This window comes from Glutamicibacter halophytocola (genome assembly GCF_001302565.1).
Lineage (GTDB): Bacteria > Actinomycetota > Actinomycetes > Actinomycetales > Micrococcaceae > Glutamicibacter > Glutamicibacter halophytocola.
This window is the reverse complement of the sequence record NZ_CP012750.1, coordinates 770,756-784,080: the sequence shown is the minus strand read 5'-3', so window position 1 is coordinate 784,080 and position 13,325 is coordinate 770,756. Positions and strand designations below refer to the sequence as shown.

Annotated in this window: 12 protein-coding genes; 7 read left to right on the top strand and 5 right to left on the bottom strand. The window is 57.8% G+C overall.

Annotated elements, in window-relative coordinates:
- The first annotated feature begins 26 nt into the window (after positions 1-26).
- A complete protein-coding gene (locus AOZ07_RS03720; RefSeq protein WP_060700768.1) occupies positions 27-704 on the top strand; it encodes a GntR family transcriptional regulator in 678 nt (225 codons plus the stop codon).
- Between the two features lie 385 nt (positions 705-1,089).
- Positions 1,090-2,079 carry an adenosine deaminase gene (locus tag AOZ07_RS03715; protein WP_060700767.1) on the top strand — a complete coding sequence of 330 codons (990 nt, stop codon included), beginning with the start codon at positions 1,090-1,092 and terminating at the stop codon, positions 2,077-2,079.
- A gap of 71 nt (positions 2,080-2,150) precedes the next feature.
- Here AOZ07_RS03715 and AOZ07_RS03710 read toward each other — a convergent pair whose 3' ends face one another.
- The gene (locus AOZ07_RS03710) at positions 2,151-2,960 is read right to left on the bottom strand and encodes a putative hydro-lyase (protein WP_060700766.1); all 810 of its coding nucleotides are present in this window, start codon (positions 2,958-2,960) and stop codon (positions 2,151-2,153) included.
- Positions 2,961-2,972: 12 nt separating this feature from the next.
- Entirely contained in the window at positions 2,973-4,193 is a 1,221-nt protein-coding gene (locus AOZ07_RS03705; RefSeq protein WP_060700765.1) for an NRAMP family divalent metal transporter, read from the bottom strand.
- Between the two features lie 847 nt (positions 4,194-5,040).
- Between AOZ07_RS03705 and AOZ07_RS03700 the strand changes: the two genes are divergently transcribed.
- From AOZ07_RS03700 to AOZ07_RS03690, 3 genes are read left to right on the top strand one after another with little or no spacing between them, the layout of a single operon-like run.
- Positions 5,041-5,793 (top strand): ATP-binding cassette domain-containing protein, encoded by a 753-nt coding sequence (locus AOZ07_RS03700; RefSeq protein WP_060700764.1) that lies wholly within the window; start codon positions 5,041-5,043, stop codon positions 5,791-5,793.
- Entirely contained in the window at positions 5,793-7,073 is a 1,281-nt protein-coding gene (locus tag AOZ07_RS03695) for a hypothetical protein (RefSeq protein WP_060700763.1), read from the top strand. Before AOZ07_RS03700 ends, AOZ07_RS03695 begins: the two co-directional genes overlap by 1 nt.
- 35 nt (positions 7,074-7,108) lie before the next feature.
- Complete coding sequence (locus AOZ07_RS03690) at positions 7,109-7,666, top strand: hypothetical protein (protein ID WP_060700762.1); 558 nt, start codon at positions 7,109-7,111, stop codon at positions 7,664-7,666.
- An 89-nt stretch (positions 7,667-7,755) separates the two neighbouring features.
- Here AOZ07_RS03690 and purH read toward each other — a convergent pair whose 3' ends face one another.
- Together purH and AOZ07_RS03680 are read right to left on the bottom strand one after the other, a co-directional pair.
- Positions 7,756-9,426, bottom strand: coding sequence for a bifunctional phosphoribosylaminoimidazolecarboxamide formyltransferase/IMP cyclohydrolase (gene purH, locus AOZ07_RS03685; RefSeq protein WP_060700761.1), 1,671 nt, complete (start codon positions 9,424-9,426; stop codon positions 7,756-7,758).
- A gap of 97 nt (positions 9,427-9,523) precedes the next feature.
- Entirely contained in the window at positions 9,524-10,300 is a 777-nt protein-coding gene (locus AOZ07_RS03680) for a hypothetical protein (RefSeq protein WP_060700760.1), read from the bottom strand.
- A gap of 150 nt (positions 10,301-10,450) precedes the next feature.
- On the opposite strand from AOZ07_RS03680, the gene AOZ07_RS03675 reads away from it, so the two are divergent.
- Complete coding sequence (locus tag AOZ07_RS03675; protein ID WP_060700759.1) at positions 10,451-11,788, top strand: MFS transporter; 1,338 nt, start codon at positions 10,451-10,453, stop codon at positions 11,786-11,788.
- A gap of 130 nt (positions 11,789-11,918) precedes the next feature.
- Positions 11,919-12,416: a hypothetical protein gene (locus tag AOZ07_RS03670; RefSeq protein ID WP_060700758.1), complete on the top strand. Its 498-nt coding sequence runs from the start codon at positions 11,919-11,921 to the stop codon at positions 12,414-12,416.
- A gap of 153 nt (positions 12,417-12,569) precedes the next feature.
- On the opposite strand, the gene AOZ07_RS03665 is transcribed toward AOZ07_RS03670, so the two are convergent.
- On the bottom strand, positions 12,570-13,142 hold the full coding sequence (locus AOZ07_RS03665) for a TetR/AcrR family transcriptional regulator (protein ID WP_060700757.1): 573 nt from the start codon (positions 13,140-13,142) through the stop codon (positions 12,570-12,572).
- Between the last annotated feature and the right edge of the window lie 183 nt (positions 13,143-13,325).

Here is a 13,325-nt window from a genome sequence, read left to right as displayed (position 1 = left end):
GCATCGAGTTGGGATAAATTGGACTAATGAACTCCAGCAGCAGTGTCTCCGCGCTTCCGGCCAAAGCACCCCATGCGCATAGCAGTGTTTGGGCCGCGAATCTTTTGCGCACCCGAATCGCAGAAGGCGAGTTGTTGCCCGGAGACAAGCTGTCAGAGCAGTCCTTGGCGGAGTCGCTGGGGCTTTCGCGCAATACCTTGCGTGAAAGCTTCACCCTGCTGGACAGTGAACTGATCATCACCAGAATCCCCAACCGCGGGGTTTTTGTTGCGTCGCCGGATGCTGATGATGTGCGGGAAATCTACGCCGTGCGCCGCACCATTGAGCCGGCCTGCCTGGCGTGGGGCCCGGAACTGGATTTGGAGCAGCTGGGCACCATCATCGTTGAAGCGCGCGCCGCCTTGGCCGCCGGGGACATACCTCGGATGGCCAGCGCCAATCAGGCCTTCCACCAGCAACTGGTTCGTTCCTCGGATAGCAGCTTGGTCCAAGAACTCATGGGCCGAGTACTGGCACGGATGCGTCTGGTCTTCCATGCGATGAGCGATGCCCCGGATTTCCACTCGCACTATGTGGAGCAAAATGCCCGCTTGGTAGAACTGCTGCGTGAAGGCCAACGCGATGAAGCGGCCACGGCCCTGCGGGGATACTTGGACAAGGCTGAAGCAGAGTTGCTCGAACACATCAACAGGGCAGCAGAATAGCGCCAGCACCCCCTGTGCCACAGCGGATGTCTTGCGATTTCTGTCTCACCGATAATGCGGTCACTCAGAGTCTGCACGTTTAGCTTCTTGCGGTGCATCCTCGTTGCCCGTTGCCGAGAAGGGCATGGCCGGCATGGCGCCAAGAGGGCATCATTCTCTGAATTTTCGCGATTTTTGGCGTTCTTGCTGCCTGTCGATGGCCCAGTTGCTCGAAGGGCCACTCATGATGGGCTCCCAGCGGCGTTCACCTGATACATTGGCTGCGGATTCGAAACCCCGGCCTGCAAGCACCTGTCCTGTCAGCGTATGGTTTAAGGCAATCTTGCGAGTTCCTGCCTTGTCCAGTGAACCCGCACCCAATAGCCGTTGCTGAAAGGTTCCGCCCGTGAACTTGCCCGTTGCCGAATTGCATATCCATCTCGAGGGAACCCTGGAACCCGAGATGATCATGTCGCTGGCCGCAAAGCACTCGATAGAACTTCCCTACAGCTCAATTGACGAGCTGCGGGCACAGTATGAGTTCAGCAATTTGCAGTCGTTCTTGGATCTGTTCTACGCCAACGTGCTGGTGCTTCGCACCCGCGAGGATTTCCACGAAATCACCATGGCCTATTTGCAGCGTGCACACGCCTCAGGCGTGCGCCACGTGGAATTGTTCTTCGATCCCCAGGCCCATGTTGAACGCGGCATGGACCTGCGCGATGTCATCGCAGGAATTCGTGACGCACTGGGCGAAGCGCAGGATCGCTGGGGAATCTCGCATAAGCTCATTGCCTGCTTCTGGCGCCATGCACCGGCCAGCGAGGCCTTGGAACTGCTGCGCCTGATGATTGCGGAGAAGCACGATATCGACGGCATCGGGCTGGACTCCTCCGAGCTTAGTTTCCCGCCAGAGCTCTTTGTCGAAGTTTTCGACCTGGCCCGCGAAAGCGGTTTGCACGTGGTCGCCCATGCCGGTGAAGAAGGCCCCGCAGACTACATTTGGCAGGCCCTGGACCTGCTCAAGGTGGAGCGCGTGGATCACGGCATTCGCTGCCTGGACGATGAGAAGCTGGTGCAGCGGCTCGTTGCAGAACAGACGCCGCTGACCGTCTGCCCGCTCTCGAATATCCGGCTGCGCGCGGTGGATACGATGGCCGATCATCCGCTGCCATCCATGCTTGAAGCGGGCTTGAAAGTTTCGGTGCATTCCGATGATCCGGCGTATTTCGGCGGCTACATGGACGCCAACTTCGCTTCGCTGATGAAGACTTTCAATTTCAGCACCGAGCAATTGGCACAGTTGGCGCGCAACTCCTTTGAATCATCATTCATAGATGAGTCTGCGAAACGAGAGCGCCTGGCCGAAGTAGAAGCTTGGGTTAATCAGCGCTAGGCAAGGCTTGCAGTTTAAATGAGTGCTGCGGTGTTCTTCCCGGAAGGGGCGAACACCGCAGCACTTTTTAGCTATGGCACTTGATACTGCGAATCCTTGATGTCGGTGATCAGCATGTGGCCGGGCGCGTGGCCGATGGCCAGAGACGGCTTTGACTCCATGACAGCAGCTTGCGGCGTGACGCCGCAGGCCCAGAACACTGGCACGCTGCCTTCCGGGATGTTGACGGCATCGCCAAAGTCTGGCTTCGACAGATCAGTAATTCCTAGCTCTTCCGGATTGCCGATATGTACCGGCGCCCCATGCACTGCTGGATACCGGGAGGTGATCCGAACGGCATCCGCTACCTGCGACGCGGGTATGGGCCTCATCGACACCACCATTGGACCGGAGATAGCCCCGGCTGTGGTGCTCCGCGTAGTGGTCTTATACATGGGAACGTTGACGCCCTGGTCAATGTGCGCGACGGAGATTCCGTTGTCCATCAAGGCTGACTCAAAGGTGAAAGAGCAGCCGATGATGAAGGTGACCAAATCTTCGCGCCAATACTCGGTCAAGTCGGTGGGTTCAGCAACCTTGACGCCATTTTCGTACACCACGTACTTCGGAACATCGGTTCTGATGTCCCCTGAAGCAAGCAGCTCGCTGGACACTTCCCCTGCTTCAAGCACACCCAGCACCGGGCAGGACTTGGGATTGCGCTGGGCGAAGAGCAGAACATCAAATGCCAGCTCTCGCGGCACGATCATCAAGTTCGCCTGCGCATACCCGGCGCTGATTCCCGCCGTGGGAAGCACTTGGCCTTTGCGAAAAAACTCTCGCGCTTGCTTCGGGGACAATGCGGCTCGTTGGCCCAAGTCCAGGTCTTTGATGTTTTCCATTCTCTTGCCGCCTTAGGCCCGCCAGAGCGCGGCCAGGCCGGTCAACGAGTTCCATCCGAGGAACACGCTCAGCAGCCAAGCCAGCACGCCCACGAGCAGCAGGACCTTCGGATACTGGTAGCCGCTCATGAGGTCCCTGCGTCGCCAGGCTACCCATAGAAGAACTGCGAAACCGACAGGCAGGATCAAGCCGTTGAATGCGCCGGCGAAGATCAGCAGGGTGGCTGGCGCCTTGCCCAGGAACAGGTAGATGACGCCGCAGACCGCGATGAAGGCGACGGTGATCAAATTGCGGGTGCGTTCCGAGGTGCTTCGCTTGGTAATAAAGGAGACCGAGGTGTAGGCCGCGCCGATAACGCTCGTCAGGGCCGCTGCCCAGAGGATGATGCCGAAGGCGCGAATGCCGATGTCGCCTGCGGCGTGGCCGAAGGCTTCGGCCGCCTTGTTGTCGCTGGCCAGAACCACGCCGCCGGCAACAACGCCGAGGATCGCCAGGAACAAGAGCACTCGCATGACGCCGGTGACAATGATGGCCAGGATCGAAATGTTGGAAATTGATTTGACGTGCTCAATGCCGCTGGTGCCCGAATCAATCATGCGGTGGGCGCCAGCGTAGGTGATGTAGCCGCCAACGGTGCCACCGATCAGGGTGGTGATAATCAGGAAGTCGATCTTCTCAGGCAGGACCACGTTGCGCAGGGCTTCGCCAACAGGTGGGGCGGCCACGATTGCTACGTACATCATCAAGAGGATCATGATGGCACCGAGCAGCACGACGATGCGGTCCAAAGCCATTCCGGCTTTCTTGGACAGGAAGATCAGGATTGCGACGACAGCCGAGATCGCTCCGCCAATCTTGGCATCCACGCCGAGCATGGCGTTGACGCCAAGTCCGGTACCGGCGATGTTGCCGATGTTGAAGACCATGCCTCCGATGAATACAAGGACTGCCAAGAACCAGCCCACGCCGGGCAGAACCTTATTGCCAAGTTCCTGGGCGCGCATCCCGGTAACGCCAATGACGCGCCAGACGTTCAGCTGCACCGCGATATCAACGAGGATCGACACGACAATGGCGAAGGCGAAGGCTGCTCCGATTTGTACCGTGAATTCGGTGGTCTGGGTAATGAACCCGGGACCGATGGCGCTGGTGGCCATCAAGAACATCGCTCCCAGCAGGGCGGTGCGCCGCGCCTTGGGGCTCATTTCAGTCTTTGACTCAGGAAGTGCCATGGTGACGTTCCAATGCGATAGTGGTGACAGCTGTCACAGAATCAATGTAACGCACAAGACATTACAGGTTGTTGAACAACCTTGGCAAGATGTTGTTGAACAATTTTATGTTTCGCAAACTTCACCCCTCCCAGGTAGACGCGCTCAAAGTAGAATTCATCTGCCATTCCTTGCGTTACTCGATCCGGATGCAGGTATTGTCGCAGTCCTGAAAATCCGCATAACCACCCCTCCCTATTGACTCAGAAAACACTGAAGTCGATGCGGCCGTTACTCGCATTAGACAAAGAGATACATGAAATCAAACCAGATTAGATCGTTACGATAACTGGTTTAAAATGCCTCTGATTTAAGATTTTACTGCACACCGTTTATAGTTTCTTGACGTGCGGTGGGGGCTGCAACTAGAAAATACGGGATATATGATGAAATTTAGAGGAAAACTCTCACTAGTAACCACACTAATTGCTGGGCTGGTTATCATCCCCGCGGCACCGTCATTGGCCGAAGGATCATGGAGTTCATCCATCACCAACGCTCTCACCGGATTTTCGTCTCGTAGCTGGAACGACCAAAATACTGATTCCGTAGCAACCAAAACAACTTTCAAAACTTGCTCAGAAACTTGGGGAACGCCAAAAAGCGTCGGAAGCATTACCGTAGCACTGGTAGATCATCGAGGCGCGCTCCTCCCGGCAAAAACAGTTTCTACGAAGACCACCAAGGGATGCGGTTCAGTAAACTTCGGTGACCGCAAAAAGAGCACCTATCACTTTACAATCAAGAAAATTGCTGGCCTATCCTCCGGAGTAAGGCTCACTGCCAAAAAGGTCACGCAAACGTACTAATGAAAAAACTGAAAATCACGAATCTGTCTTTTTCCTACACTGGCGGTGATCCGCTCCTCGACGCGGTGAGCATGGCTTTCAATTCAGGGAAGACAGCTATCCTTGGACCAAATGGTGCAGGAAAAACGACACTCTTATCCTTGCTGGCAACTGCTCTGCACGCTAACACCGGGATCGTCGAGCTTAAGCATGGCGCAGGATCAGTGCAGTTTACAAACATTCGGGCGTATCGCAAGCACGTAGCTTGGTTGCCCCAAGACTTTGTGCCCGTTGCAGGTCTTTCGGTGGAAGAACATGTTAGGTACTCGGCGTGGCTCAAAGGTGCCAGTCGGAAAGAAGCCAAGTCCGCCGCACCTATTGCGCTGGAACAAGTCGGTCTCACTGAGATGGCAATGCATAAGGCAACTGCGCTGTCTGGCGGCCAGCAGAGGCGGCTCGGTTTAGCCGGCGCGTTGGCGCACGATGCTTCTGTCATCTTGTTAGATGAGCCTACGGCAGGATTGGATCCTAATCAGCGTGAAAGATTCCAGAAAATTCTGCAGGGCATGGATCCGAAAAAGATTGTTCTCGTATCAACTCATCAGACCGAGGACATAGACGGAACCTTCGACTCGGTATTAGTTTTCGATCAAGGCCAACAGAAATTCCACGGCTCAGTTTCTGAATTCATGCAGCTCGGCGGCGACCAGCACGTTGACCCGCGTGATCGAATTCGTGCGGCTTACGGACAGCTTGTAATGGGTGAACGCTGATGCTCCCCCTGAAAAAACGTCCGTCGTTGTGGCTGATGCCAATCTTCTTGATTGTAGCTCTCGTCTATTTGTCCAGCTATACGGATATGGATTCCGTCCTAGGCAACGGTCCCGCCGCAGTTTCAGGAGCATCAACCACACTGTTATTCTCTTGCCTTCTGGCCTCGATCGGTTCCTCGCTAGAGTCCAGCCGAGAAAGAAGTAGCCGAGGAGTTCTTGAACTTTCGTCGCGCGGCTACTCAGCACGCATTTTTGACAGGCTATGGCCAACTTTCTTGGCCGCGTCTGTGATTCAGATTGTTATCGTTGTCTATCTGCTAGTCCCATCAGGGCAACTATTTGAGCCGAAACTCTGGCTCGTAGTCGTCGGCTATCTGTTGGCAATTCTTGCCCATTCAGCCTTTGGCTACTTGCTTGGGCAGTGGCTACCTGGACGATTCGCAGTTCCGTTGGCGCTGGTGTTGAGTTATCTTTTCCTTGCGTTTACCGGAACATCAGATTATTTCCCTGCTCATTATCTAGCCGGCATGACTCTAAACGGTTGCTGCATGGCTGCTCAATCGTTGGATTATCGTGCGGTGTGGACGCTGATCGTATTTTCGTCGCTCATCTCAATTGGTTTTTTGGCGTTGGCTGGAAATAGCAACCCTTTGGCGAAAAAGAAAATTTCCGGTCGGGCAAGCAAGGGCAAGTATGCTTTGGGATACTCATTTATTGTGTTCGCGCTAGTGGCTGGACTTTCGATATCTAGCCCCCTTGATGGCACTCCGGTAGTCAACGATGCAGCTGAAGATTTCACATGCACGGGCCACCGTCCCAAGGTTTGTCTCAACGAGGTCCAGCGCTTTGGAGGTGACCGAAGTGAGTTGGTGGCGCAAAGCGTAAGAATCTTCTCTGACTTAGGTTTCCCCGAAGCAGACAGAGTCACCGCGGAACGCAATGATGATGCCAAAGTGGTCCAAACCGGCGTATTGGTCACGTCATTTGAACCTTGGTACACCGATGATCAAGTCGTTTACGCTGCTGCGAGCTCCTACTCGGCGGAAGTCCTCAACCACTTGTGCGACAACGACGATTACGACAAGCAATACGCGGCATTTGAAGTATTGCAGGATTGGAGCACGGCGTACGCGCTTAGATCGGTACTGGGTATTGATACCGAATCCAGCAATCAGAAGCTCAGAAGCATGTCACCGCGGCAGCAGCAAGATTGGGCTCTGACTACCTATGAACAACTTTCACGATGCGAAGTTCCGCAATTGCCGAAGGGCTCTAAATGATTCTGGCCTTGCGTACCCGGGGAATTGTTCTATGCATGGTCAGCGCAGTACTTTGCGGTGCAGCGGCCGGAGTCTTTGGCCAACAATTTATTGCAATACCCTTTTTGGGTTCTTTATTCATGCCTACGCAAATGCCCGCTCCGGTCGTTCCGGCCTTAGTGCTTAGCATCATCCTCGGTGCGAGCATTCATGGATCCCATTGCCGCTGGATGCTCTCGTCAGTGCGCAATATTTGGGCGCATTCTATGGGGTTCGCAGGCGCAATGCTGGTCATTGCGTCCGTTGTCTGCGCGCTGGCTGTCGCCCTGGCCGGGGGCGGGCAATTCCCAACCCTCGTTTTTGTTAGGGATCTAGCGACCCTGATGGCATTCTGGCTTGTGGGAATATTGTTCGGAATGGGCGCAACTGCAACGGTAGTGCCCGTCGCCTACGTTGCATTCTGTTCGGCCTTCGCCCGCAGCAAATCCGGAGAGTACTTTCCGTGGGCCTGGATCATGCAACCGCATCCGTATTCTTGGCTTGGGCTCATCTCGATTGGTGCAGGTATCGGTATTGCCTTGTTGCTGATCAAACGCAGGAGGCCCCTGCGCTAGAAATATGATGCTTTCCGAAGCAAAAGGCCCAGGCTCCGAATCCTTTAGGAATCAGAGCCTGGGCCTTTATGGCGAACCGCTGTTACTTCCTAGTGGAAGAAGTGGCGTGCACCGGTGAAGTACATCGTGATGCCGGCTTCGTTCGCAGCAGCGATGACTTCCTCATCGCGCACCGAACCGCCAGGCTGCACAACAGCCTTCACGCCGGCATCGATCAGGATCTGCAGGCCATCAGCAAATGGGAAGAAGGCATCCGAGGCAGCCACGGAGCCCACAGCACGCTGCTCCGAAGCAGCTCCGTCAGCATTCTCGGCACCGCCGGCAGCATCCGCGCCCGACTCGACCTTCACACCGAGGGTGTTAGCACGCTCAACGGCAAGCTTGCAGGAATCGATGCGGTTGACCTGGCCCATGCCAATGCCGACCGCTGCGCCATTGCTGGCCAGCAAGATGGCGTTGGACTTCGCTGCGCGCACCGCGCTCCATGCGAACTCCAAGTCAGCAAGGGTTGCCGCGTCAGCAGCCTCGCCCGCAGCAAGGGTCCAGGTCTCTGGCTTGTCGCCTTCGGCGTCGATCTTGTCGCCTGCCTGCACCAGCATGCCGCCGGAAACCTGGCGGAACTCGTTCTTGTTCCGGTCATAGCCTTCTGGCATCGCCAGCAAGCGGATGTTCTTCTTTGCCGAAAGGATCTCGACGGCTTCAGCTTCGAAGTCCGGTGCGATAACGACCTCGGTGAAGATGCCCTTGACGGTCTCGGCCATTTCCTTGGTCACCGTGCGGTTAGCGGCAATCACGCCGCCAAAAGCGGAGACAGGGTCGGTAGCGTGCGCCTTGCGGTGCGCGTCGGCAATCGGATCGGCAGCATCGTCGGAAGCCACGGCAACGCCGCAGGGGTTGGCGTGCTTCACCACAGCCACCGCCGGCTTCTCGAAATCGAAAGCGGCACGCAATGCAGCGTCGGCATCAACGTAGTTGTTGTAGCTCATTGGCTTGCCGTGCAGCTGGTCAGCCTGGGCGATGCCGGCTGGCGCCGCTTCGTCAACGTAGAGCGCTGCCTGCTGGTGCGGGTTTTCGCCGTAGCGCAGCACGGCCGAACGCTGCAAGGCGACGCCTGCGTAGGCTGGCCAGTCGATGACGCCGTCGCCATCTTCGTCCAGGAACTGGCTGGCGGTCCACGAAGCCACCGCGGTGTCATAGGCTGCGGTGTGGGCATAGGCCTTGGCAGCAAGACGCTGGCGGGTCTTCAAGTCGAAGCCGCCATCAGCAGCTGCGGAGATCACCTGCGGGTAGAAGGCCGGGTCGACAACGATCGATACCGCTGCGTGGTTCTTGGCAGCCGAGCGGACCATGGCTGGGCCGCCAATGTCGATCTGCTCGACAACTTCATCCTGGGATGCGCCGGAAACAACGGTCTGCACGAAGGGGTAGAGGTTGACGACCACCAGGTCGATCTGCTCGATGTCCATCGAGGACAGGGTGTCCATGTGCTCGGAAACGCGGCGGTCTGCAAGGATGCCACCGTGGATGCGCGGGTGCAGGGTCTTGACGCGGCCGTCGAGCATTTCAGGCGAACCGGTCACCTGCTCAACCTCGGTCACCGGAATTCCAGCAGCGGCGATCTTCTTGGCGGTGGAACCGGTGGATACCAGCTGGACGCCTGCAGCGTGCAGTCCGGCGGCCAGCTCCTCCAGGCCGGTCTTGTCGTAGACGGAAATCAGTGCGCGGCGGATGGCGACTTTGTCCAGGACGGTCTTACTCACGAAATTTTTCTCCCGGCGGTGAGAATGAATGGGGCGGGCAGCACACAGGCCACCGCCCTCATTCTAGCCAAGTCCTTGCCCGATTTTTCAGTTCGTGTCATTCCCCTTCAACGAGCGCGGAGAGCTGCGGGAAATACTTGGAAAGCTGCTGGTCAGTCAGGCAAAGCCGCAAGAGCTTCTCGGCATGGTCCTCATCGGCGACGTAGCAAACAAGATCAGCGGGGGTGCGCTGCTGGAGCTCTTCGCGCAGTGCCTTGGCCACGGCCACCAGCGTGCCGTAGTAGCGCTTGATGGTCGGTTCCCACCCCTCGCGTGAAGCAAGGCCGGTCATCGCATCGGACCACAGCGTTGCCGCCGGGTCCTCGCATAAATCAATAGCTGACCAGTGCCAATCGCTCGGCTCCCACTTATCCGAGTAGAAGCTTTCGGCGTCATCGGCCTCCAGGCCTTCTTCGAGCGAGGCAAGAACCTGGTCAAGATCGTCTTCTTCGACGCCCTCTTGATCTTCGTCGTCGAGGTCCTCGTCGTCAGCGTCGGAAATCACAATGGAGTTTTCTTCCAATGTGACTTCTTCGGATTCCAACGGGCTATCCACCCGGGCATCCGGGCGGTCCTCGTAATCGGCTGGTTCATCGGCGTCCTCGCCGCGTTCCACCAATTCTTCGCGGGATGCCGTGGCACGGTCTCTTTCGAGAGCCTGTACTGAGTTCAGCGCGAGCAGCGGCATCGCGATGCTCTCGCTTTCCTCCGTGCTGACCCCGTGCAGGGCAATGGCATAGAAGTCTTGGTCCGGGTGTCCAGCAATCACTTCCGCCGCGTGCCGAAGGGCGGTCACCCGTATCGCCTCTTCGAGAGCGGCCCAATCTACTCCCATGCCCAGAGATTACTCCCTCCCCCGCGCTGACAACAGGTCTTGACGTGGCCAGCAAAGAAGCGTAGAGAGCTACGGACCTGAAATGGTTTTCGGCTATGCTTCGACGCGGTACACACTCACTTTTGCTCGCACTGAGAAAGGCGCCGCACCGTGTCTTCTGCACTCCCGCCCTCGGGCACGACCATCGTGCAAGAACTACCCTTCAAGTGGAAGGTCCAAGGCGCCATTTTCATCATTGGCGGCCTGGGGTTCATGTTCGATGCCTGGGATGTGACATTGAACGGGGCCTTGATCCCGCTGGTTGCCCAGGAATGGGGCCTGGAACGTCCCACCGCGGCGCTGCTGGGCACCTCCAACCTGGTGGGCATGGCCGTGGGCGCCTTCTTGTGGGGCGGCATCGCGGACAGGTTCGGTCGAAAAAACGCCTTCAGCATGACTCTGCTGATGTTCGCGGTGTTCACCGTCTTGGGCGCGCTGTCTCCGAATTTCGGGTTCTTCGTCGCATTCCGCTTCCTCGCCGGCGTCGGGCTGGGCGGCTGCATTCCGGTGGACTATGCATTGGTCGGCGAATTCACGCCAGCCAAGTTGCGCGGGCGGGTTCTTACCGCCATGGACGGGTGGTGGCCGATTGGCGCTGCGCTGTCCTTTTTCGTCTCGGGCTGGGTCATGGCCACCGCCGATAACTGGCGGCTGATCCTGGCCGTGATGATCCTTCCGGCGTTCATGGTGTTCCTGGTCCGGCGTTCCGTGCCTGAATCCCCGTTGTATCTGGCGGCCAAGGGACGAGAGGCGCACGCGCGTGCCGTCATTGACCAGCTGGTCGAGCGCACCGGCGCCACGCCGCGCGAGTACATCATCGAGCAGCCTGCCGCCGAGCGCCCGGCGCGCTGGTGGGAGCAGGTTGTGGCGCTCTGGCGCTACTCCTGGAAAATCACCGCGACCAGCTGGCTGCTGTTTGTCACCGTGCTGCTGGTGTACTACCTGGCGCTGACGTGGCTGCCCTCAATTCTCACCGAGGCCGGCATGGCCCAGTCGGCCTCCTTCTTCGCCACCGCTGTCATGGCGCTGATGGGCTTGGTTGGCGTGGCGGCCGCGGCCTTGCTGGTGGAACGCGTGGGCCGCAAATGGCTCTTGGCGATCTCGGCCCCGCTCTCAGCAATTGTGCTGATCCTGGTGGCGCTGAACTTGCAGGTTCCCTCGGCGGCCGTGGGATGGGTATTGGTCTTCGGCGTTATCGTCCAGGTGGCCATCCCGGTGCTGTATGCCTACGTTTCCGAGCTGTATCCGACCAAGCTGCGGGCTAGCGGATTCGGCTGGGCGTCGACCATGTCGCGCTTTGCTGCAGGCTTCGGCCCGCTGCTCTTTGCCGCGCTGTGGCCGGTGATTGGCTTGCCCGGGCTCTTTGCCGGAGCAACGGTTCTGGTCATCATCGCCGTGATTTTCATGGCCAAGTTCGCCCCCGAGACCAGGGGCCGGGAACTGGGCTAGGCTGCCGCGGCGCAAAGCGGCCACAGTGTCCTGTCGCCCATACAATTGGAGGACTACACCTCTTCAGCAGATAGATCGTCGCAGCATCTTTGGCGGTAAGCATGGCGAGGCACAGCGACGGGAACAATCAATGACCTTTGACCAGAAGCACCTCAAAAACGACGGATTCACTGCCTTCCGCTCCATCGCCTCGCTGGAAATCAATCGCATCCCGCAGCGCCAAGGGATATTCGCCGTTCTGGCGCCCAAAGGCTTTGAGCCTCGGTTCCTCAACTGCAGCACCGCTGGCACATTCAAGAAGAAAAATCCGTCGCTCAAGCCTGACCAGCTGGCGAGCGAATGGGTCGATGGCAGCGAGGTCCTGTATATCGGCAAGGCTGGCCCCGGGAGCCAGGGAAACCGCGGCTTGCGCCGGCAGATCCAGGAATTTGTCGATTTCGGGCAAGGGAAACCGCCGGGACATTGGGATGGCCGGTTGATCTGGCAGCTGGCTGGTTCTGCAAAGCTCTTGATCGCCTGGAAAGAGCTGCCCGCTGAAGAGCTGAATGCCGCGTTGGCGGCGTACCACGAGAATTTTCACGCCAACTTCAGCAAACTGCCCTACGCCAATCTGGTGCGGGCGCGATGACCCGACAAGGAGCCAAAAAGCGCCATCGTTTTCGGTGGTTGCGGGAAAACTGGGATGAGCTGATCGGGCGACTGCCCGATCTGTTCCAGCACTGGCACTGAAGCGGTCGGCAGGCCAGCAGCCCAGCTCTGGCCGATTTGCGCTCTCCCTGTTTTATGCGAGAACCGTCACGGCTTTTGGCTTAAAGCCGTCCAGCATGAGCTGAACCAGTCTTTCCTGAAGCTGAGGGGCTTGATCCTTGAAGGGCCGTGGCAAGGGTCGGGTGGCCGCGCCGATGGCGGTTACCAGCTCGACTCCATCGAGATCTTCACGCACCAGATCGTGGCCCTTGGCCAGTTCGAGGACCCGGCTCACCGCTTGAGCGCATTCCCGTTGCACCAGCAGCACCCGCTCGCTCAACGCCGATGGCAAGGCGGCCCCGAGCGCTTCGCTCAACGCGCCGAGATTCAGCTTGACCAGGTTCTCCAGGAAATCGGTCCAGGCCTGGGGTTCCCCATGCAAGTTCGACTCGGCGCTGATGGCGGCATCCAGAATTTCTTGCAGGGTCGTGACGGTGACTTCTTCAATCAGTTCGGCCCGAGAAGCGAAGTTGCGGTAGAGAGTTCCGATGCCCACATTGCTGTGCTGGGCAATGAGGTCCATTGCAATGGTGGCGCCATGCTGGGCGAAGAGCTCCCGAGTTGCACGGAGAATCGTCTCGCGTCGTTGCAAAGCATCTGGGCGCATTAGATCTTTGAGCCTTCCAATTCGGATCCCGGACGGCATGCTGATATCGCTCTGCCGGTGCAAGGACCTTGGGTCGATTGCCTGATTGGCGTATTCCAAGCCATGGCGATTTTTCCAGAAACGGAAAGTGCCGGCTACGATCCCAAGCCATTTGCCAGAAAACTTTCCCCACTCTTCGAATAA

Coding starts and splice junctions, on each gene's coding strand:
- AOZ07_RS03680 (WP_060700760.1), bottom strand. CDS start 10,300: ATGGGAGTAGATTGGGCCGCTCTCGAAGAGGCGATACGGGTGACCGCC.
- AOZ07_RS03695 (WP_060700763.1), top strand. CDS start 5,793: ATGCTCCCCCTGAAAAAACGTCCGTCGTTGTGGCTGATGCCAATCTTC.
- AOZ07_RS03670 (WP_060700758.1), top strand. CDS start 11,919: ATGACCTTTGACCAGAAGCACCTCAAAAACGACGGATTCACTGCCTTC.
- AOZ07_RS03700 (WP_060700764.1), top strand. CDS start 5,041: ATGAAAAAACTGAAAATCACGAATCTGTCTTTTTCCTACACTGGCGGT.
- AOZ07_RS03710 (WP_060700766.1), bottom strand. CDS start 2,960: ATGGAAAACATCAAAGACCTGGACTTGGGCCAACGAGCCGCATTGTCC.
- AOZ07_RS03665 (WP_060700757.1), bottom strand. CDS start 13,142: ATGCGCCCAGATGCTTTGCAACGACGCGAGACGATTCTCCGTGCAACT.
- AOZ07_RS03720 (WP_060700768.1), top strand. CDS start 27: ATGAACTCCAGCAGCAGTGTCTCCGCGCTTCCGGCCAAAGCACCCCAT.
- AOZ07_RS03690 (WP_060700762.1), top strand. CDS start 7,109: ATGGTCAGCGCAGTACTTTGCGGTGCAGCGGCCGGAGTCTTTGGCCAA.
- AOZ07_RS03705 (WP_060700765.1), bottom strand. CDS start 4,193: ATGGCACTTCCTGAGTCAAAGACTGAAATGAGCCCCAAGGCGCGGCGC.